We start from the raw sequence: 22,067 nt of genomic DNA, 5'->3' as shown, positions 1-22,067 counted from the left end.
ATGGAATGTTCAGCCCCGCTGTCTTTTATCATAAACTCTGTTTTGAATGAACCATAGTCTGGCGGAGAGTGCTGCAGCCGCAGCTGCAAGTCCCGCAATCAGTCCAATCCAGTATCCGAAAGCCATGAAATCTGTGTTGTTTGCAAGGTAGTATCCCGTTGGCAGCCCTATCACCCAGTATGAGACAAGAGCCATGATAAGCGTGACATTTACATCTTTATATCCCCTCAAGGCTCCCTGAATTGGAGCAGCAATTGCATCAGAAAGCTGAAAGAAGATGGCGTAGATTAAAAACTGCGCAGACAGGCCAACGACAATCCCGTCATTTGTGTAAATTCCGGCAATTTCACTTCTGAAGAAGTAGATGACTGCTGCTGTAAGCAAAGACAGGATAACAGCAAGCACAATCCCTAGGTAACTGTATATTTTTGCATCTTTATAGCGTTTGGCGCCAACCTCAAACCCTACTACAATGGTAAGGGCCATTGAGATGCTGAGCGGCAGCATATACAGAAGGGAGGCAAAATTAATAGCGATTTGGTGAGAAGCAATGGTCACCGTATCATAGTTGCTCATGAGCAGAGTGACAGCAGCGAAAATGCTTGTTTCAAAGAAAATCGCAATGCCGATGGGGATCCCGATTTTAAGCAGATCAAGCCATGCCTTGACAGAAGCCTTATACCACCTGCTGAAAATGCCGTAGTCTGCAAAGGGAACTTTTTTATAAACGACATAAACCGAGATCAGCATAATCGACCAGTACGTTATCGCTGATGCTACCCCTGCCCCCACGCCTCCGAGAGCGGGAAATCCAAATTTACCGAAGATAAGCAGATAGTTTAAAACAACATTAATAGGAAGGGAAAGCAGAGTAATAAACATAGAGACCCTCGTAAAGCCAAGTGCGTCTATGAAGCAGCGCAGAACATTATAAGAAAAAAGAGGAAGTATTCCAAAAGCCAGCGCTGCAAGGTAGTACTTGGCTGTTTCCCGGACATGGTTTTCCAGGTTCATGGAATTCAGAATCGGATCAAGAGCAAAGAATCCCGCTATTGCAACTGCTGAGGCAAGGAGAACCGACAAATAGAGGCCCTGAATGACCGTGAAAGGAATTTTATCCTTTTGTTTGGCTCCTGCATACTGAGAAACGATAGGTGTGACAGCAAGCAAGATTCCGCTCAGTCCTGTATATACCGGAACCCATACGCTTGAACCGATTGCAACGCCTGCAAGATCTCCCGGGCTGACCTTTCCGGACATCGTCGTATCAAAAAAATTCATTGAATAAAGCGCTACTTGTGTAATTAAAATTGGAAGAAGAATATGGAAGAACTGTTTGCTTTTATCCCATAACGTATATGTTTGTTTCATGGCTGCTTTCTCCGTTTCTGTAGAGTAACGAAAGAATTATACCACGAAAAGATAATGGCAAGTCATTATTTCGGTTTCTGTTCCACCTCTTTTTTTTGCGGCTTAAACATTTGATAGTAGAAGAAACTTAAAATGACAATACCCATTCCAGAGAACAAATATTGAACGATTTTCATTACAGTCACTATAGACCCTCCCCGAAAATTTTTATTAGTATTAACCGTTTTTGGGAATTTCTTGCATGAGATGACTCTTCGTTTCAAACACTAAAAAAGATTTGCCGGAGAGGAGAGTGCGGAGTGGAACAAGAACCGCTGGACCCGATTAAGAAACATATTTATCATCAGCTTGGCATGATCATAAAAGAATCAGAGCAGCTTATGTCATCGCTGCATGTGAAAAATTATTGCCTTCTTTGCGAACTCGATGAGCTGCATAAAACCTTCCAGCAGCTGCAGGCACAGGCATCATCCTATTATCTACAGGCCTACTTGTCAGAATACACGCCGCACTATGAGGTGCTTTCCAAAGTCATCCAGGAGCTTGCAAAGCACAAGCACGGCGGATTAATCGTAATTGAACGGGAAAATCCGCTGCAGGGGCTTCTCCAAAACGGAGTTCAGATAAATGCAGAGCTCACAGCGTCACTTCTTGAGAGCATTTTTTATCCCGGAAATCCTCTTCATGACGGGGGAGTGCTTATTTCGGGCACAAGGATTGTTTCAGCAGCAAATGTGCTCCCTCTATCCATTAAAAATTCCGGAACAAAGATTGGGACAAGACACCGTGCGGCAATCGGCATAACTGAAAAAACAGATGCCATCGCTTTAGTTGTATCAGAGGAAACGGGGAAAATGTCCTTTGCGATTGACGGGGGGCTGTATCCGTTCAGCTCGGATTAAGGCTTTTCTTTTTCCGGTAAAAAGCATATAATATAGTTTTTAATTGACGAGCTTTGCCTTTATTCTTTGATTGAACTTTCATCATTAGTAAGACAGCGCTCTTCAAAAATTGAGGAGGAGAATAGACATGAAAGACAGCAGCAAATCCCGTTCACTCCTGAATGATTACTTCAAGCTTGATGAACGGAATACATCCGTTAAGACGGAATTTCTGGCAGCTTTGACTACTTTTATGACTGTCAGTTATATCATTTTAGTCAACCCGATTATTCTGTCAGAAGCGGGGATGCCGAAAGAGGCAGCACTTGCGGGTACCATTTTGGCTATCGTCTTAACAACAATGCTCATGGGTCTATGGGCTAATTTGCCGATCGTCATCGGCCCGGGGATGGGGCTCAACGCCTTTTTTACATACACGGTGGTGCTTGGACAGGGCCTGTCGTGGGAAACAGCACTTGGCGCTGTGTTTATATCGGGACTTGTTTTCTTTTTGCTTTCGGTTACCGGGGTAAGTTCTAAAGTCGTTTCGGCTATCCCAAAAACGCTTAAAGCATCGATAACAGCCGGAATCGGCCTTTTTGTCGCGTTTATCGGCCTGAAAAACGGAGGAATTATAGTACCTGATGAATCCACTTATGTTGCACTGGGAAACATCGCGGATAAAGGTACATGGCTTTCACTTCTTGGACTTATTCTCGCTGCCGCTCTCGTGTCGAGAAACATTAAAGGCGGTCTGATCTTGAGCATTTTTGTCATTACAATTCTTTCAATGGCAACCGGCCATTCGCCTGTTCCGGCATCAGCTGGCGACATTTTTTCGACGGACTGGCCGTCTGTTGAACTGACGTTTTTAAAGCTCGATATTATGGCAGCCATCGGATACGGCATTTTCTCTGTCATTTTTTCATTCACAATTGTTGAACTTTTTGACACGCTCGCTACGTTAATCGGGCTGACGAAAAAAGCCGATCTGAACGATGAAAACGGTGAAACACCTCATATGAAGCGTGCCCTTACAACTGGTGCACTCGGAACAATGATAAGCGCCGTTTTCGGCAGCACAGCCATGAACACCTATATTGAAAATGCGACCGGAATTGCAGAAGGCGGAAGAACGGGTCTGAAAGCAGTCTTTGCCGCGCTGCTGTTTTTGCTGACACTGCTGTTCACACCGCTTATTCAGTTCATTCCAAATGCGGCAACTGCTCCCGTACTTGTCATCATCGGTGCCTTCATGCTGACAGAGCTAAAGGAAATTCGCTTTGATGATCTGACAGAATTGATACCTGCATTTTTGACGATTATTATGATGCCTCTTACATTCAGCATCGCAGAAGGGGTGGCTTTCGGATTTATTTCCTATACGCTGCTTAAAGTATTTACAGGCAGGGTGAGAGAGCTTCACTGGATGATGTATGTCATTACGGCTGCGTTCCTAATCAACTTTTATACAATGATTTAAAGGAGACCGAATAAGGTCTCTTTTTTTCGTGTGGCGAAATAAATCAGCCGGTGCTATAGTATAAATAGAGAAAATTCAGCTGGTTCAGCTAAGAAAACGGGGACAATACGATGTGGAAAAATAAAAATGTCTGGATTGTGCTCAGCGGGGAGTTCGTTGCCGGACTTGGACTGTGGTTCGGAATTATCGGAAACCTTGAGTTCATGCAGAAAAATGTGCCATCTGACTTTATGAAATCGCTTATTCTGTTTACTGGTCTACTTGCCGGAGTGCTGGTCGGTCCTTTGGCGGGAAGGCTGATTGACAGCTGTTCAAAAAAAACGGTGCTGATCTACTCCGGACTTGGACGGATGGTAAGTGTCGTGTTTATGTTTATCGCAATCGGGCTTGATTCTCTTTTGTTTATGGTTCTGTTTATGATCAGCATTCAGCTGTCGGCTGCTTTTTATTTTCCTGCTTTGCAGGCTGTTATTCCGATTATCGTCAAGGATCAGGATCTGATACAGATGAACGGGGTACATATGAACGTTGCGACCATTGCAAGGGTCATTGGAACGGCACTGGCAGGGGCACTGCTCGTATTTATGAGTTTAACATCGATCTATGCTCTTTCTATGGCTGCCTATGCCATACTATTCGGAGCAACGTTCCTGCTTGATTTCGAGGAAGAGAAAAAAGAAAAAAACGGTACGGGAAGTTCGGGTTCCTTCAGAGAAGTGCTTCCGGTGCTGAAGGCTGCGCCTATTGCGATTACAGCGCTTGTCCTGACAATCATTCCAGTGCTGTTTATCGGCGGTTTCAATCTCATGGTCATCAACATCAGTGAACTGCAGGACAGCACATCCATTAAAGGACTGCTGTATACGGTAGAGGGGATCGCTTTTATGATCGGCGCTTTTTTCGTGAAGAAAATTACGCACCGCTTTTCATCTGTTCATATGCTGTTTGTCTTTGCGCTCATCATCTCCATTGCTCATTTAAGTTTATTCTTCAGCGATATCATGTGGATGTCACTTGTTTCATTTGGAGTATTCGGACTTGGTGTAGGCTGTTTCTTCCCGATCGTTTCAACCATCTTTCAGACAAAAATACCAAAAGAATATCATGGGCGATTCTTTTCATTCAGAAATATGCTTGACCGGGTCATGTTTCAGATCGTACTGCTCGGTACAGGGCTGTTTCTTGATACGATCGGACTGCAATATATGGTCCTTATATTCGGCACGCTTTCGCTCCTGCTCGTCATTTTATACGGTATGAAGTATTTTCAGAGAAACGAGATTGCTGTTTTAAGTGATAGCAAGTAAAAAGAGAGGGGAAACCTCTCTTTTTTTTCGGTTTATTTATTTCTGCATTTTTTGCAGACTGTTACCTTCTGCCCGTCCTGAAGGCTCGGGTAAAGGAGCTTTATCCGCTGTGTTCCGCATATAGGACACGTTCCTCTGGCCCGTGATGCCATTCTCCATAAAGTCTTGCCTCTTGATCTTTTCGCCATCCAAAACACCCTGTTTCCTTTTAAATAGTATATGTACTTCAGACAGAAGGTGCTCCAGGGAAAAAAGCATCAGTATGTCATTTTACGGGGATTTTTCGGGATAAAATTGACATTTTCCGTCGTAAAATGTAAGAAAATCATACTATTTTTAGAAATTTGTAGTAATTAATGCCCTAATCTATTAAAATAGTGAAGTAAGAAAAAGGAGGTACATAGCAGAAGATGAAAAAGAAGATTCTCGGGTTGACTGCTTCAGCTGTCATAGGCTCAGGCCTCATTGGTTCTGCAGCTTCAGCAGCAAGTGTAACCATACAAAAAGGCGATTCGCTGTGGAAATTGTCACGTGACTATAAAACAACGATTCAAACAATTAAACAAACAAATAAATTAACGAGTGAAGTGATTTACCCTGGACAAGTCCTTCAAATCTCAGGTGCTCAAAATGCAAAACCGTCAGCCCCAAAACCTGCATCAGTGAAAAAGCCAGCGTCTGCCGCTGCATACACTGTGAAGTCAGGTGATTCACTCTGGGTCATTGCGTCAAACCATAAAGTATCGGTAAATGAACTGAAAAGCTGGAACGGCCTTAAATCAGATTTGATCCGGCCGGGTCAGGTTTTAAAAGTCAGCAAAGCATCATCAGCACCTGCACCGCAAGCTCCTGTGCAAAGTCCAAAACCAGCAGCCCAGACACCTCAAACGTCTACATATAAGGTTCAGCTTGGCGACTATCTCGGAAAAATTGCGAATAAGTTTGATTTAACGATTGCTGAACTGAAAGCAATGAATAATCTGAAATCTGATACCATATATGCAGGACAGGTTCTCAAAGTTAAAGGTTCAGGAGCACAGCCGCCTAAAGAAGTGGAAGAAACAAAGCCATCTGCAAGCAGTAAAATAGATACAATGATTGCCGAAGCCAAAAAACACATTGGAGTTCCGTACCGCTGGGGCGGAAATACCCCGTCAGGTTTTGACTGCAGCGGCTATATGTACTATGTACTGAACAAAGTAACGTCCGTATCCCGCCTGAGCACTGCAGGCTACTGGGATATTATGACGTCTGTAAGCTCTCCGCAAAAAGGTGACTTCGTTTATTTCACTACTTATAAAGCAGGTCCATCCCATATGGGGATCTACCTTGGCAATGGTGAATTTATTCACGCAAGCTCATCGGGTGTAACGGTTTCGAAGATGGACAACTCCTACTGGAAAGCAAGATACCTTGGAGCTAAAAGATATTTAAAATAAGAAGCCGCTGTGTTTCATAAAATCCGTTCCTTTTAAAAGAGGGAGCGGATTTTTTTTATTATTGTGATGCTTAGAAAAGATGTTATATATCTGCATTTCAGCAATAAGTTATGACCCCTCGGTATAGAGGAGAGTGAGTGTGAGGTCATGAGCAGCCGTGATATGACCCTTCAGTATGGGGGAGAGTGTGTGAAAGGTCATGAGCAGCCTTGATATGAACCTTTAGCATGAAAGAGAGCGAGTGAAGGGTTAAAAGCAGCCGTGATATGACCCTTTAGCATGAAAGAGAGCGAGTGAAGGGTTAAAAGCAGCCGTGATATGACCCTTCAGTATGGGGGAGAGTGTGTGAAAGATCATGAGCAGCCGTGATATGACCCTTCAGTATGGGGGAGAGTGTGTGAAGGGGCATAAGCAGGGGTGATATGACTCTTCAGTATGGGGGAGAGTGTGTGAAGGATCAAAAGCAGCCATGATATGACTCTTCAGTATGGGGGAGAGTTTGTGAAGGGTCAAAAGCAGCCGTGATATGACTCTTCAGTATGGGGGAGAGTGTGTGAAAGGTCATGAGCAGCCGTGATATGAACCTTTAGCATGAAAGAGAGCGAGTGAAGGGTCATAAACAGGCATGACATAACCTTGCAGCATAAAAGAAGCCATTCAAAAGGTCCTCTCTATAGCCCCGCAAATCTCAAAAAGAAAAAGCAAACACTTATGTTCACATAATCACTTCCTCCGTTTTAAATTTCCTCCATTATGCACAACCTACTAGAGAAATTTTTGAAATGGAGGCTGAATCATGAAAAAACATATTGTATCAGCGGTTTTACTGTCTGCTGTCACGGCGCTTAGCGGCTGCACAGCTTCAAGTGAGGAGTCAGCACCTGTGAGCGGGCGGACTGCTGCTCCGGTTACAGCAGAGATGATAAACAGCGAGGGTATTAAAATTGGAACGGCTGTATTTACTGACACGGGAAAAGGCGTATCGATCAGGCTGAAGGCTGAAGGGCTGCCGCCCGGCATAAAAGCCATTCATATCCATGAAACCGGAAAGTGCGATAAACCGGATTTTAAAACTGCAGGAGGACATTTTAATCCGAAGAAAAAACAGCATGGATTCGATAATCCGAAAGGTTATCATGCAGGGGATCTTCCTAACATTGAAGTTAACGAGAAGGGGAAGGTGGATGTGGAACTGCAGACTGCAGATGTTACCTTGGTGCAGGGGAAAAAGAATTCCCTGCTTGATGAGGATGGAAGTTCGCTGATTATCCACGAGTCGAAAGACGATTATCAGACGGATCCGGCAGGAAATGCAGGAAACCGGATTGCCTGCGGAGCTATCATGAACTGAATACAAAAAAGCTGATGAGAAAAAGTTCTCATCAGCTTTTGATTATTCTTCTTTTTCATCAGGACCCATGTAGCGGTACTGATTAGGATCAACTTTTTTAAAGCCTTCAGGAGTGTGGAAACGGAGAAGGTCACCGTAGACGATTTTATCTGAGATCGTCAGCTTTTTGTCTACCATTTCTTCCGTTTGTTTAATTTCTTCGTTCTCTTTTACTTGATCTCCTGTTTTTGTATCATAAAACTTGCCGTCAACAGAAGTGAATTCAGGAGTAACGAAATCACCGTTCCTGAACGGTACTACTTGCTGGTGGTCTTTTGACATCAAGTCTGTACCCATTTGGATATAGTCTTTTGTATCAACGCCAAGCAAGTTCAGAACAGTAGGACGAATATCAACTGTGCCGCCAAATTGGTGCTGCTGTCCGCCTTTTAAGCCAGGGGCATGAATGAAGAGCGGAACTCTCTGCAGCTGAGCGTGCTCAAAGCCGTTGATTTCTTTTCCCATTACTTGAGACATCGCTTTGTTATGATTTTCTGAAATTCCGTAGTGGTCACCGTACATGACGATCATTGTATTGTCGTACATACCTGATTTCTTCAGGTCTTCAAAGAACTGCTGAAGAGATTCATCCATGTAGCGTGCCGTCTGGAAGTAGCGGTCAACTGACCCGTCTCCGGTTGTATGAGGGTCAATGGTAGCCTCATCTTCTTCAATCGGATAAGGGAAATGGTTCGTTAATGAAATGAACTTCGTGTAAAACGGCTGCTCCATTGATTTTAGGAGCGGAATGGACTCTTCAAAGAATGGTTTGTCTTTTAATCCGTAGTTCACAACATCTTCTTCTTTCATTGAGTAATACTCAGCGTCGAAGAATTGTTCATATCCCAGTGATTTATACATGACATCGCGATTCCAGAACGATTTGTAGTTGCCGTGGAATACGCCGGTTGAATAACCCTTTTGATCCATGATTGCCGGTGCTGCCTGATACGTGTTTTCAGCTTTTGTTGTAAAAACAGCTCCCTGCGGAAGAGGGTATAATGAGTTTTCTACCATAAACTCGGCGTCAGATGTTTTACCCTGGCCGGTTTGATGGAAGAAGTTATCAAAGTAAAGAGTATTTTTGTCTTTCGTCAGTGAGTTTAAGAACGGCGTTACTTCTTCGCCGTTGATTTTGTAATCAATCGCAAATGTCTGCAGCGATTCAAGTGAAATATAGATGACGTTCATGCCTTCAGCTTTGCCGAAATATTCAGGGTTTGGCTTGGCCTGTGTTGCTTTTGTATAGTTCAGTACTTCTGTAACGTCATTGCTGTCAGCAAGTGCGCGCTGAGCGGAAGACTTAGAACTTTGAATCGCATCATAAATTGTGTAGTTGTACATTCCAAGGTATTTCACAAGGTAGTTTCGGTCAAAAGTGCGTGTCAGTAATTGCGGACGGTCCATTTCAGCAAGAGCAAGATTTGCTCCGAAAAGAACAAAAGCTGAAACGATCACAGTCGCTACTCTTTTGCCTTTCATTCGAACATTTTCCGGTTTTACAAATTTCCCGAATACAAGAACCATCAAAATGACAACATCCAGGAAGTACAGGACATCATAAGGTTTAACAAGAGCTCCGAGACTTTGTCCAAGATCGCCTGCATTCTTTGTCTGCGTCAAAGTTGGGACTGTAATAAAATCGTTAAAGAAACGGTAGTAGACAAGGTTCGCATATAAAAGGAAGGACATTAGGAAATCAATAATGATGATCCAGATAAACGCCTTTTTTCCTTTTGCAAAAAGAGCTAATCCTAAAAACAGAACAGCAGAGCTAATCGGGTTAACAAACAGCAGAAACTGCTGAATGGCATTATCAATGCCGAGTGAGAATTCAGTTTGATAAGCAGCATAGGTTTTAATCCACAGCAGGACTACAGCGAAAATAAAAAAGCCAAGATGCTTATTTAAAAAACCCTTAGCAAGTAATTTGTTCAATTTTTTTCACCTCTAGTAATCAAGTATTATCCATTTTTAAAAATCGTTAGCAGTCAGTTTGAAAATGTTGAATTTGTTCAGCAAAAGATAAGAAAAATCATAACGCATCTCCTCTATAAAAGTCAACTTTCTTATAATTCAATCAATCTGGAATTCTATCATGTTTTAAGGTGAAAATGTTCGAAAATCATACATAAAGTCATGCTCTCCAGCCAATAGTAAGCAGGGGAGTGATGATGTATGAAAATGGCTTTTTTCGCTTTGCTGATTGCGCTGACTCAGCAGCCCGATCATGACAGTCTGATGATTAAAGACCAGAACGAAATTATCGGGACAATTTCAAAGGAAGATCTGGCGCAGCTTACTGAAGAAATGTACATATTGGACGATGAAAAAATAAATCAGATGTCAACGAGAATTGACAATGTGATGTACAAGCCCCCTGTGAATGCCCAGGTAAGTAAATCAGGCGCGATTATACAGGAAAAAAAAGGCTACAGGCTGCACAAAGAAAAATTCCGCGAACTTTTATATTCCTTTTTTTACGGGAAAGGGCCGATGACGGTCCAGGCGCCAAAAATGGATTTATACCCCAGGGTGGACAGTGATCTTTTAAAAAGCATCCGTTCAGCACGGATCGGCAGCTATGCTACTTTTTTTAACAAACGAAATGTACAAAGATCAACAAATATAATCCTTGCTGCAGACGCCATTAATAATACAGTTGTTTTTCCGGGAGAAACCTTCTCTTTTAATGGTGTTGTAGGGAACAGAACGGCTGCAAAAGGCTATATGAAAGCTCCAATTATCATTAGAGGCGAGCTTGCGGAAGGAATTGGCGGCGGAATCTGCCAGGTTTCGTCTACCTTGTTTAATGCGACAGACAATGCAGGCCTAAAAATAATTGAACGGTTTTCCCATTCCAGGAATGTTCCCTATGTGCCTAAGGGTAGGGATGCGACGGTCAGCTGGTATGGTCCTGATTTCAAGTTCACCAATAAGTACAGCGAGCCTGTTCTCATCATGGCCGCTGTTTACAGCTCGAGTGTGACGGTGACGATTTATTCCACAAAGGAAGTGCTCTACGAAAAGAGTGCAGAAGGGGAGAAGTAACGATTTGCGGCGGTTGATTTTGCCGGTCTGAAAAAGATGCTTCTGAAAGAATATGCCTGGACATATAGTTAGAAGACTCTTTTCTTAGGCAAGGTGATGCTTATCACACAGAAGATAGCCGCCATTTTAATAGGAAGTTTGCTGATCGGCATAGGCATTAACGGGTTTCTTGTCCCTCACCATCTGATTGACGGCGGTGTGGATGGTGCGGCGCTTATTATGCATTATTACTTTGATTTTAAGACTGGATTATGCATTTTATTGTTCAGCATTCCGCTATGCATGTATGCCTGGTTTTATAAGCCGGCGTATTTTTACAGCAGTTTTCATGGTTTGCTCGTTTCTGCGTTCTTTATTGATCTGCTTGATCCTCTGAGGACGTCATTTGATCTGCCAATCTTCTTAAGTTCATTAATAGGCGGATGCGTTATAGGAATAGGAATCGGGATTATGCTCAGAAATGATACAAGCACCGGGGGGACAGATCTGCTTGCACGGCTGATTTCAGACTATACCAGCTTAAATATCGGCATCGCAATCCTTTTAGTAGACGGGCTTGTCGTTCTTGCGGGATATAAAACACTGGAATTGAGGAGTTTTGTTTTTTCCTGTATAACCATCGCTGTGGTTGGGCTTGTTACTTCGATTGTCATGAAGCCGGAAGAATAGCAGAAGGCAGGTCCTGAGGGATCTGTTTTTGTTTCCACGCAGTTCAATTGCTTGATTTTTAAAGACCGCTGCGATAAATCTATTTAGATGGACGCTTTTTTTCAGCATAATCGGCATTACACCAGTGGGAGGATCAGATGCAATGAAACTTAGTATATTAGACCAGTCACCCATTTCAGAAGGGTTTACAGCCAAAGATGCGCTTACACAATCCCTTCACTTGGTAAAAGAGGCTGAAAAGCTGGGCTATTGCCGGTATTGGTTTGCAGAACATCACAACACGAGCGGTCTTGCAAGCACAGCGCCGGAAATTTTGATGGCACATGCTGCCTCTCATACAGAACGGATAAAAGTCGGATCCGGAGGTGTGCTGCTCCCTCAGTACAGTCCGCTGAAAGTAGCTGAAACGTTTCGTACGCTTGAAACGCTTTTTCCAAACAGGATTGACCTTGGCATTGGACGTTCTCCGGGAGGCTCGGCAGAAACACGTCTTGCACTGACAGACGGCCTGCGAAAGAGCATGAACGAATTTCCAAGACAGCTAAAGGACTTAAGGGGTTACTTAAGCAGCGGCCTGCCGGAGGATCATGCTTTTTCTGGTGTACAGGCGATGCCGGATCCGCTGTCGTCCTCTCCGGATTTGTGGCTGCTCGGAATATCGCACAGAGGAGCCAGAGTGGCAGCTGAACACGGGATGGCATTTACATACGGGCACTTTATCAACCCGGTCGGCGGGAAAAAAGCTATGGAAGATTACAGAGAGCAATTTCAGCCAGTGGGCAATTTAAAAGAACCGAAGACAAATTTCTGCATTTTTGCAGTCTGCGCTGAATCTCAGGAGAAGGCCGAGTATCTGGCAAGCAGTCAGGATGCCTGGCTGCTCCAGGTTGAAAGCGGGGGAGATACAAGAATCATACCTCCGGATCAAGCCCGAAAGATAACGTTTAATGAGGATCAAAAGAACAAAATACGAATGAACCGAAAGCGAATGCTGATCGGCACTCCGGAAAGGATAAAGGAGGACCTGCTGCGGATAGCGGATGACTATCAGACAGATGAAGCCCTTATCCTGACCAACATTTACGATTTTAAAGAAAAACGTGAGTCGTACAGGCTGCTAGCAGAAGCTTTTCAAACCGGAAGCAGCCGACTGGAGTCGAATTAGTTTCTTTTATCCTTCTTCCTTGTTAAAATAGATACCAATCACACGCGCTTACTTTTTGTAAGTTTCTATAAATTCGTCTTTAAGATGTACTAGAAGGAGGACTTTTTATGTCCAATACAAAAAAAGATGTAAAGCTTTCAATTCTGGATCTTGCTCCTGTTGTAGAAGGGAGCACGCCATCAGGTGCTTTTAAAAACACACTGGATCTTGCCCAGCACGCGGAGAAGTGGGGTTATAACCGTTTCTGGCTGGCAGAGCATCATAATATGGAAGGAATCGCAAGCTCTGCAACTGCTGTGCTGATCGGCCATGTTGCCGGAGGAACCTCGACCATACGTGTTGGGTCAGGCGGGATTATGCTGCCGAATCATTCTCCTCTTGTCATCGCAGAGCAATTTGGAACGCTTGAATCGCTTTACCCTGGAAGAATTGATCTTGGGCTTGGACGGGCTCCGGGAACTGACCAGTTAACAGCACGGGCACTGCGTAGAGAAAACATGAGCAATGGGGAAGATTTCCCTGAACAGCTTGATGAATTAAGAGAATACTTTAACCCGACAGAGGCAGCTCATGTTAAAGCTGTGCCGGGAAAAGGCCTGAATGTGCCAATTTGGCTTTTGGGTTCAAGCGGCTTCAGCGCACAGCTTGCAGGAAGACTTGGCCTGCCATTTGCTTTTGCCAGTCATTTTTCTCCAGAGCATACGGTGCCCGCAATGAATTTGTACAGAAGCAGCTTCAGGCCGTCAGAAGTGCTAGACGAACCTTACGCAATGGTAGGCGCCAACATCATCGCGGCTGATACAGATGAAAGAGCAGCCTATCTGGCGACTTCCATGCAGCAGCAGTTTTTGAATCTTGTCCGCAATCGTCCCGGAAAAATGCAGCCGCCGGTTGAAAATATGGAAGAGCTGTGGACGCCATATGAAAAAGCTGCCATTCATCAGCAGCTTGGTTCATCCATTGTCGGCAGTGAAAGCACGGTAAAAGAGAAACTTGAAACATTCATAGAAGAAACCGGAGCAAACGAAATTATGGTCAATGCTTCCATTTACGACCATCACGAACGCCTGCGGTCATTCGAGATTGTATCCGGACTGTTTCGCTGAATAAGCTTTTTGAAACTAGGGTGAAGGATGTCTTCACCCTTATTTTTTTTCTTTTAGAAGCAGCAAACAAAGCGGACCGAGAACGGGAATAAAAGAATAGAAGGCTCTTGTGCCCATTTTGTATTCATGTTTAAGCACATACCACGAAAGCCATGTTAAAACAAACAGGTCAGCTGTCATCACACTGACCAGCTGCGAAGATTGAAAGGCCTCTGAATATCTCTCTATTGACCCCATAAAGATGCCGAAAAGGTATAGACCGGCAGTAAGCACGGCAAGAATCAAAATCACCAACTTTGAATCACGAAGCCTTTTCGTTTTTTCTGAGAATTTCCTTTCTATATGCTTACGCTCCTTTCTCAAAAAGAAGTAAGGAAGCAGCGAAAAAGCTCCAAGGGCAAATGAACCGAGAACAAACGGCCAGGCCGGAAGCTTCCGGGTATCATTCGGCAAAATCAAAAGAGCAAAGATCATTGGGAAAATCCCTAAAAATGAGAACACCATAACAACGAGCGGATCTGCCTGTTCAAAAGAACCAGTCAAAAGGTGTTTCATGATATCATCTTCCTCGCCGCTCTTTCCCGGCGCAAAAAATACAGCATAAGCTATAAGAGCTGCCCACAAACTAAACATAGATTCACCTCTTTTTTATCAATTAATGTAGCACTTCCGACCAGCAATCCACCAGTTATAATCGGTTTTTTCTTTGAACACGCTTGCAAAAGACAATCCCTTTGAGTCATGCGTTTTTTTCTAGTATACTGGGGCAGAGAAATTTGAACGAGAGAAGGGAACAACCTACAATGACCTTACAATTAGAAGCCATGAACCTTCCGCAGCAGCTTTTGGCAGATATCAGGAAGCGGGCAGAATCCTATAAAAACAGCGGGGACTCATACTTGATCGGAAAAGGAGGCTATATGCCTTCAGAGGATGCGGTCCTCTTTGATGCAATGATTGCCCTCTCGCTTGGGAAAAACGTTCTATTAAAAGGACCTACAGGCTCTGGAAAAACCAAGCTTGCCGAAACCCTTTCCAATTTGTTCGGACAGCCGATGCACAGCATTAACTGCAGTGTCGACCTTGATGCCGAGGCACTCCTTGGCTATAAAACCATTTCGCAAGAGGGGGCGAAAACATCAATTGAGTTTATTGAGGGGCCTGTCATCCATGCGATGAAAAAAGGCCATCTGCTTTATATAGATGAAATCAATATGGCGAAGCCTGAAACGCTTCCTATCTTAAACGGAGTGCTTGATTACCGTAAGATGATCACGAACCCGTTTACGGGGGAAGTCATCCGCGCCTCAGAAGGCTTTGGCACAGTTGCTGCCATTAATGAAGGGTATGTCGGCACGGTACCTCTGAATGAAGCACTGAAAAACCGTTTTGTTGTGATAGAAGTTCCGTATATTCAGGGAGACCAGCTGAAATCCGTTCTTCGCACACAGTCGAAATTGAAAGATGAAAAACTTCTGTCCCAATTTGTCACTTTGTCATCTGATTTACTCTTACAGGTGCAAAACGGACAAATTTCAGAAGAAGCCGCTTCAGTACGGGCCTTGATTGATACATGCGACCTTGCCGTCTATCTTCCGCCTTTGCGTGCGATCTCACGCGGAATTACTGAGAAACTTGAAGATGACAGGGAAAAGGCAGCGATCCGTAATATTGCAGAAACGCTGTTTGCATAAAGGGGATCTGTCATGAAATACATTAAATTCAATGATAAACGGGTAGATTCCTTTCTTTTTATGGAGCTGTCGGATCTTGCAAAAACACTGACACGCAGCGATGAGACAGAAGTTGAATTTGCCGTGCAGTCCTATTTTGACCCGTTCACTAAAAAAGTGCATATCAGCCATTTCTGGGACAATCGTCCCCGCAAGGATATGGTGAACGGACTGAAAAGCGATGTGTTTCTCCGGAGCATCGGAAGCAGCAGGTATACGGATTATCAAGCTGTTGATTCCTTTGTAAAAGCTGCACAGAACCTTTCGCTTTCAAGCTTTGCCAAGCAGCTTTTCGTCATGCTTGAGGATTTGCGCCTCGAGGAAGCCTGCAAAAAAGAAAGACCCGGCACTGTGCGTGTATTTGCGGCAAGAAGGGAAATGTACAGGCGGTTTTTTAAAAGCCAGCTGATTATAAATCAGGAACGGACCATTTTAACAGATGCACTTTACAACGCTTTCTATTTAAAAGCTACATCGGATTCACCCCTGGAGGTTTTTCCGTCACTAAGTGAGTCCATTGACCTTGCCGTTCCTTTTTTAGAAAGAGAGATCTTATCTTTTTACGAGGCAAAAGAAACAGCAGCCATCAGCAAAATTGTTCTCTCTGTCACAGAGGTGCTTGAGGATCTTCTCGAGGCTGATATGCTGAACATGTATTTTCATCTTCCGGTTCTTGACTATGCGGCAGCCGATGAGGCTATGACATTTGATGAAATGAAAAGAAAATCAAAACTTAAAAATGATGATATTCTCAAGCAAGAAAGAGAAGATGATGATGAGGATGTCCATGAAGACAAGCTTCCAACATGGCACCGGGAAACAAGCGAGGCAACGAAAAGTTTTCTTCAGTTTGATCTTGAGCAGGGAACGAAAACTGACCTGCTGGGTGAAGGCGTAAGGGAAGGGGATGACGGAGATCAGGCACTGGGAATGGTGCAGGGGTCATCCAAAAAGACAGCCAGAAACGATTATTCGGAGATCGAAGCCATGGAGAATGCAGAAAACAGGGAGGAAAAAGGCGGAAATGAAGCATTTGGCAAAGAAAACAAATATGCCATTCCTGTTTTTACAGTTCCGGACTTGCCTTCTGCTGATGAACAGGTCTCCTACCGCGAGAAAAAAGAAATCATCGCCCCTTATCAAAAAAAATTAAAGCAAATGATTGAAAAAACCCTGGAACATAAAAAAATTTCCCCAAGAAGCGATTTGCACACAGGGAGATTGAGCAAGAAACTGCTGAAGCTTTTAACGGATGATAATCCTCGTCTGTTCTATAAGAAAAATCAGCCTTCAGCGCAGATTGATGCTGCCTTCTGCCTGCTCGTTGACTGCTCTGCTTCCATGTTTGACAAAATGGAGCAGACGAAGCTCGGGATTACACTGTTTCATGAAGCCCTTAAATCGGTAACTGTCGTCCATCAAGTAACCGGTTTTTGGGAAGATACAAATGAAGCCACCGAAACAAGCCAGCCAAACCACTTTAAGACGGTCATTGACTTTGGTTCGTCCCTTCAAAAAAAGAGGGGGCCGGAGATCCTCCAGCTGCAGCCGGAAGAGGATAACCGCGACGGCTATGCAATTCGCCATATGACCAAACAGCTGATGCAAAGAAGTGAGAGCCAAAAATTTATGCTGGTTTTCTCAGATGGTGAACCGGCCGCTTCAGGGTATGAGCAGAACGGGATCATCGACACACATGAAGCGGTGCTTGAAGCCAGAAAGCGCGGAATTGAAGTGATAAATATTTTCCTTTCAAACGGCGAAATTGATGAAGGACAGCAGAAAACAATCCAGAACATATATGGGAAGTTCAGCATTGTTGTTCCGGATATTGACACGCTTCCGGAAGTCTTGTTTCCTGTTTTGAAAAAATTGCTTCAAAAAAGTATTCATGCCTGATAAGCGTCTCGTGATGAGGCGCTTTTTTCTTTCAAATATTATTATGAAATACTCAAATCTAAACAATATTCATCCTTGTATGGAGGATCTGATCTGACAGGAAAACAGATAAAAGAAAGAACAGTACAAAAATGCGGGTGCGGTTGGCTGTAAGAAAAGGAAATTGGCAAAAATATGGGGGTTTTTGTCGGATAACAAGCTATTTTTTGGCAGTCAGTCGAAATTCAGGGCTGCGGTCTCATGAAGAATCATTATTAATTTTTGTTTTTCACTATTATTTTTAATTTTCTTATGATACTCCTTTGATAAAAAAGCCAGGGAGTGTTAAAATGGAAATGGAAGCGTTTTAATCCAAACCTATCATTCTTTGAATGAAAGGATAGTATATTACAATAATATCCAATTGGATCTGCTTGAAAGCAGATTCAATACCATTGCTGGGGGTAATGTAAGATGTCAGGAACTACAACAAAGCGCAAGATTCGACTTGAAGATTTTCATGGCCCGAACCTTGGCTATGTCCTGGAACTGTTTGATCAGTATAAACAGGATCCGGAATCGGTTGACGCCGAATTGCGAGAAATGTTTAACGGCTGGGATGAATCACCGCAGCAGGCAGCACCAGAGGCTGTTCCGGCTGCAGGGGGCGTGCCTAGTGCGGACAAGATGAAGAAGATTGCCTATGCAGTCAAGCTCGCTGATGATATCCGCACTTACGGACACTTAAACGCATCTATTTATCCTTTTGAAAACCCTGGAAAAGAGTTTCTTAAGCTGAAGGATTACGGGCTTACAGAAGCAGATCTTGAAGAAATTCCAGCGTCGATTCTGTGTGCGGATGCACCGCAGGATGTGACGAACGGACTTCAGGCAATTACTTACTTAAAAGAAGTTTATACAAAAACCATTGCTTTTGAATTTTCCCATGTTCACCGTTTTGAAGAAAAATACTGGCTGAAAAAAATGGTTGAATCAGGAGAAATTTTCAAAAGCCACACAAACGAAAAGCGTCTTTCCATACTTCGCCGTCTCTCTGAAGTTGAAGGATTTGAAAAATTCCTTCACCGCACGTTTGTCGGACAGAAGCGGTTCTCAATTGAAGGGCTTGATATGCTTGTTCCGATGCTTGATGAACTTATCTCTAATGCAGTTCACGCAGGCACACACAATGTAAACATCGGAATGGCGCACAGAGGGCGTCTGAATGTTCTTGCCCATGTCCTTAAAAAACCGTATGAAATTATTTTTTCAGAATTTCAGCATTCTCCAAACAAGGAGCTTGTGCCATCTGAAGGTTCTGTAGGCATCAACTATGGCTGGAGCGGAGATGTAAAATATCATCTTGGCGCTGACAGACAGATTACAGATGAAAGCACGAAAAGGGCGAGACTGACTCTAGCAAACAACCCAAGCCATCTGGAGTATGTTGATCCGATTGTCATGGGCTATACGCGTGCCGCACAGGATAACCGCAAAACAGCCGGCTACCCAGAGCATGACGTAAAAGAATCTATGGCAATTATTATTCATGGGGATGCAGCGTTTCCTGGAGAAGGAATTGTAGCGGAGACACTGAACCTGAACTCGCTGAAAGGCTACCAGACAGGCGGATCCATTCACATTATTGCAAATAACATGATCGGCTTTACGACAGAAAGCATGGATTCAAGGTCGACTAAGTATGCAAGTGACCTTGCCAAAGGGTATGAAATTCCGATCGTTCACGTTAATGCAGATGATCCGGAGGCTTGCCTTGCAGCTGTTCTAATGGCGATCGAATACCGCAAACTGTTTAACCGCGACTTCCTGATTGACCTGATCGGCTACCGCCGCTTCGGCCACAACGAGATGGATGAGCCGATGACGACGCAGCCGCAGCTTTACGAAAAAATCCGCAAGCATCCTACTGCGCGGGCCCTTTATGCGAAGAAGCTTGAAGAAGCAGGATATGCTACGAAAGAAAAAATAGAAGAAATTGATCAGCAGGTACTGGATAAATTTGATGCAGCTTACCAAAAAGTGCCTTCTAAAAAAGTCACTCAGGTACATGATATTGAACTTCCTGAAATCGTTATCAACGGGCTGCCGGCAATTGAAACGGCTGTAGAGAAAGAAGCTCTGCTCAGAATTAATGATGAACTTGTAAAATGGCCGGAAGATTTTCATGTGTTTGATAAGCTTAAGCGCATTTTAGAGCGCCGGGCGAACATCTTTGCAGGTGAGCAAAAGGCTGACTGGGCTCTTGCTGAAACGCTTGCGTTTGCAACGATCCTTGAAGACGGTACACCGATCCGCCTCTCAGGACAGGATTCAGAGCGCGGCACATTCTCCCAAAGACATCTTGTCCTGCATGACAGCGAGACAGGCAATGTTTATGCACCGCTGCATAAACTAAGTAAATCTAACGTATCATTTGCCGTTCATAATAGTCCGCTTTCTGAGGGATCTGTGCTCGGATTTGAATACGGATATAACGTCTTTGCTCCAGAAACACTTGTGCTCTGGGAAGCACAGTACGGAGATTTTGCCAATGCCGCCCAGGTATTCTTTGACCAGTTCATCTCTGCAGGCCGCGCAAAATGGGGACAAAAATCAGGTCTTGTGATGCTTCTTCCGCACGGGTACGAGGGACAGGGGCCGGAGCATTCAAGTGCGAGACTTGAGCGCTATCTTCAGCTTGCAGCAGAAAACAACTGGACAGTTGCCAACCTGACTAGCGCAGCGCAATATTTCCATATTTTAAGAAGACAGGCAGCTCTGCTTAAACGCGAGGAAGTGCGACCGCTTGTCATCATGACGCCAAAGAGCTTGCTGCGAAACGCACAGACTGTTTCAACTATAGATGAAATGAGCGCTGGTGGATTCCGTTCAGTTATTGAACAGCCAGGACTCGGCCTGAACCATTCAGAAGTGAAGCGAATTGTCCTTTGCAGCGGAAAAATCGCAACAGACTTAACGGACAAACTGAACGCAATGGAAAACAAAGCTGACAGTATTCACCTTGTAAGAGTGGAAGAACTGTATCCTTTCCCGAAAAAAGAAATAGCAGCTATTTTGGGAAGATATGAAGCTCTTGAAGAGATTGTATGGGTACAGGAAGAGCCAATGAACATGGGTGCATGGACATACATTGAACCGGAACTACGGGAAGTTTCGCCGGCACAGACAAAAGTGAAGTATATCGGCAGAAAGAGAAGATCTTCAACCGCAGAGGGAGATCCAAACGTTCATAAAAAAGATCAGGAACGCATCGTGACTGAAGCATTGACGTGGAAAAACGAAGGGAGAATTTAATCATGGCACAAGTAATCGTACCAGAATTAGCTGAATCCATCTCAGAAGGAACAATCGCACAATGGCTGAAACAGCCGGGAGACTACGTTGAAAAAGGGGAATATCTGGTTGAACTTGAAACCGATAAAGTAAACGTTGAACTGACAGCTGATTATTCTGGTGTGCTGAAAGAGGTTGTTAAAGATTCAGGAGACACGGTTCAAGTGGGTGAAGTGATTGCCGAGATTGATGAAAACGGCGCAGCTTCTTCTGGTGAAGAGCAAAAAGCTCCTGAGTCAAAACCTGAAGAGCCTAAACAAGAAGTGAAAACGGAAGAGCAGCCAAAGCCGTCTGCACCTGTAAAGCAAGAACAGCAAGAAGCGAAGTCACAGCGACCGATTGCTTCTCCGTCTGCCCGCAAGCTTGCACGGGAAAAAGGGATTGACCTTTCCCAGGTTCCATCAGGAGATCCGCTTGGAAGATTGCGCAAACATGATGTAGAGGCTTATTCGCCAGAAGCTAAGCCGCAGGCGCCAGCTGCTCCTAAACCTGAAGCGAAACCTGCCGTAACAGCAGATTCCTATGACAAGCCGGTAGAAATTGAGCGCATGTCAAGACGCAGACAAACAATCGCAAAACGCCTTGTGGAAGTTCAGCAGACAGCAGCGATGCTGACCACGTTTAATGAAGTGGACATGACTGCTGTTATGGACATCCGCAAGCGCCGTAAAGACAAATTCTTTGAACAGCACGATGTGCGTCTTGGATTTATGTCATTCTTTACAAAGGCAGTAATCGCAGCTCTTAAAAAATACCCGCTTCTCAACGCTGAGATTCAGGGAGATCAGCTGATCATCAAAAAATTCTATGATATCGGCATTGCTGTCTCTGCTCCTGAAGGCCTTGTCGTCCCTGTTGTCCGCGATGCAGACCGCAAATCATTCGCCCAAATTGAAGGGGATATCAGTGATCTTGCCGGTAAAGCACAGAAAAACAAGCTGACAATTGCTGACCTTTCAGGCGGCACATTCACGATTACAAACGGAGGCGTTTTCGGCTCCCTGATGTCAACACCAATTCTTAACGGACCGCAAGTTGGAATTTTGGGCATGCATAAAATCCAGCTTCGCCCTGTTGCAATCGATAAGGATACAATGGAAAACCGCCCAATGATGTACATTGCGCTTTCCTACGATCACCGCATCGTCGACGGAAAAGAAGCCGTAAGCTTCCTTGCGACAATCAAAGACCTTCTTGAAGATCCAGAGTCGTTGCTGATTGAAGGGTAACAAGAAAAGCG

Annotated in this window: 17 protein-coding genes; 13 read left to right on the top strand and 4 right to left on the bottom strand. The window is 44.1% G+C overall.

Annotation, left to right across the window (positions count from 1 at the left end; translation table 11 throughout):
* Window positions 1-9 precede the first annotated feature (9 nt).
* Window positions 10-1,371, bottom strand: coding sequence for an MATE family efflux transporter (locus ACTSEZ_RS06760; RefSeq protein WP_369733405.1), 1,362 nt, complete (start codon window positions 1,369-1,371; stop codon window positions 10-12).
* 299 nt (window positions 1,372-1,670) lie between these two features.
* On the opposite strand from ACTSEZ_RS06760, the gene cdaS reads away from it, so the two are divergent.
* From cdaS to ACTSEZ_RS06745, 3 genes are all read left to right on the top strand, one after another.
* Entirely contained in the window at window positions 1,671-2,273 is a 603-nt protein-coding gene (cdaS, locus tag ACTSEZ_RS06755) for a sporulation-specific diadenylate cyclase CdaS (RefSeq protein ID WP_369733404.1), read from the top strand.
* A 127-nt stretch (window positions 2,274-2,400) separates the two neighbouring features.
* The gene (locus ACTSEZ_RS06750) at window positions 2,401-3,735 is read left to right on the top strand and encodes an NCS2 family permease (RefSeq protein WP_369733403.1); all 1,335 of its coding nucleotides are present in this window, start codon (window positions 2,401-2,403) and stop codon (window positions 3,733-3,735) included.
* A 110-nt stretch (window positions 3,736-3,845) separates the two neighbouring features.
* Window positions 3,846-5,042, top strand: coding sequence for an MFS transporter (locus ACTSEZ_RS06745; RefSeq protein WP_369733402.1), 1,197 nt, complete (start codon window positions 3,846-3,848; stop codon window positions 5,040-5,042).
* Between the two features lie 32 nt (window positions 5,043-5,074).
* On the opposite strand, the gene ACTSEZ_RS21345 is transcribed toward ACTSEZ_RS06745, so the two are convergent.
* Window positions 5,075-5,194, bottom strand: a complete 120-nt coding sequence (locus ACTSEZ_RS21345) for a hypothetical protein (protein ID WP_503129018.1) — start codon at window positions 5,192-5,194, stop codon at window positions 5,075-5,077.
* Window positions 5,195-5,452: 258 nt separating this feature from the next.
* On the opposite strand from ACTSEZ_RS21345, the gene ACTSEZ_RS06740 reads away from it, so the two are divergent.
* A complete protein-coding gene (locus tag ACTSEZ_RS06740; protein ID WP_369733401.1) occupies window positions 5,453-6,481 on the top strand; it encodes a C40 family peptidase in 1,029 nt (342 codons plus the stop codon).
* Window positions 6,482-7,277: 796 nt separating this feature from the next.
* Window positions 7,278-7,832, top strand: a complete 555-nt coding sequence (locus ACTSEZ_RS06735; protein WP_369733400.1) for a superoxide dismutase family protein — start codon at window positions 7,278-7,280, stop codon at window positions 7,830-7,832.
* Window positions 7,833-7,874: 42 nt separating this feature from the next.
* On the opposite strand, the gene ltaS is transcribed toward ACTSEZ_RS06735, so the two are convergent.
* Window positions 7,875-9,809, bottom strand: coding sequence for a lipoteichoic acid synthase (gene ltaS / locus ACTSEZ_RS06730; protein WP_369733399.1), 1,935 nt, complete (start codon window positions 9,807-9,809; stop codon window positions 7,875-7,877).
* Window positions 9,810-10,049: 240 nt separating this feature from the next.
* Between ltaS and ACTSEZ_RS06725 the strand changes: the two genes are divergently transcribed.
* The 4 genes from ACTSEZ_RS06725 (at window position 10,050) to ACTSEZ_RS06710 (ending at window position 13,862) form a co-directional block, all read left to right on the top strand.
* Window positions 10,050-10,922: a VanW family protein gene (locus ACTSEZ_RS06725; RefSeq protein ID WP_369733398.1), complete on the top strand. Its 873-nt coding sequence runs from the start codon at window positions 10,050-10,052 to the stop codon at window positions 10,920-10,922.
* Window positions 10,923-11,018: 96 nt separating this feature from the next.
* Complete coding sequence (locus ACTSEZ_RS06720; RefSeq protein ID WP_369733397.1) at window positions 11,019-11,591, top strand: YitT family protein; 573 nt, start codon at window positions 11,019-11,021, stop codon at window positions 11,589-11,591.
* Between the two features lie 142 nt (window positions 11,592-11,733).
* Window positions 11,734-12,756, top strand: a complete 1,023-nt coding sequence (locus ACTSEZ_RS06715) for an LLM class flavin-dependent oxidoreductase (protein WP_369733395.1) — start codon at window positions 11,734-11,736, stop codon at window positions 12,754-12,756.
* A gap of 107 nt (window positions 12,757-12,863) precedes the next feature.
* On the top strand, window positions 12,864-13,862 hold the full coding sequence (locus ACTSEZ_RS06710) for an LLM class flavin-dependent oxidoreductase (RefSeq protein ID WP_369733394.1): 999 nt from the start codon (window positions 12,864-12,866) through the stop codon (window positions 13,860-13,862).
* Between the two features lie 39 nt (window positions 13,863-13,901).
* On the opposite strand, the gene ACTSEZ_RS06705 is transcribed toward ACTSEZ_RS06710, so the two are convergent.
* Window positions 13,902-14,495 carry a hypothetical protein gene (locus ACTSEZ_RS06705; RefSeq protein ID WP_029566365.1) on the bottom strand — a complete coding sequence of 198 codons (594 nt, stop codon included), beginning with the start codon at window positions 14,493-14,495 and terminating at the stop codon, window positions 13,902-13,904.
* Window positions 14,496-14,665: 170 nt separating this feature from the next.
* Here ACTSEZ_RS06705 and ACTSEZ_RS06700 point away from each other — a divergent pair, with 170 nt between their 5' ends.
* The 4 genes from ACTSEZ_RS06700 (at window position 14,666) to odhB (ending at window position 22,056) form a co-directional block, all read left to right on the top strand.
* Complete coding sequence (locus ACTSEZ_RS06700; protein ID WP_029566364.1) at window positions 14,666-15,556, top strand: ATP-binding protein; 891 nt, start codon at window positions 14,666-14,668, stop codon at window positions 15,554-15,556.
* Between the two features lie 12 nt (window positions 15,557-15,568).
* On the top strand, window positions 15,569-17,494 hold the full coding sequence (locus tag ACTSEZ_RS06695) for a vWA domain-containing protein (protein ID WP_369733392.1): 1,926 nt from the start codon (window positions 15,569-15,571) through the stop codon (window positions 17,492-17,494).
* A gap of 453 nt (window positions 17,495-17,947) precedes the next feature.
* Complete coding sequence (sucA, locus tag ACTSEZ_RS06690) at window positions 17,948-20,788, top strand: 2-oxoglutarate dehydrogenase E1 component (protein WP_369733391.1); 2,841 nt, start codon at window positions 17,948-17,950, stop codon at window positions 20,786-20,788.
* A 2-nt stretch (window positions 20,789-20,790) separates the two neighbouring features.
* The gene (odhB, locus tag ACTSEZ_RS06685) at window positions 20,791-22,056 is read left to right on the top strand and encodes a 2-oxoglutarate dehydrogenase complex dihydrolipoyllysine-residue succinyltransferase (protein ID WP_369733390.1); all 1,266 of its coding nucleotides are present in this window, start codon (window positions 20,791-20,793) and stop codon (window positions 22,054-22,056) included.
* Window positions 22,057-22,067: the final 11 nt, after the last annotated feature.

Origin of the sequence: Metabacillus mesotrionivorans (assembly GCF_052171315.1) — a bacterium.
Classification (GTDB): Bacteria; Bacillota; Bacilli; order Bacillales; family Bacillaceae; genus Bacillus_P.
The sequence above is the reverse complement of the archived record's forward strand: the minus strand, read 5'-3'. Positions and strand labels throughout refer to the sequence as shown.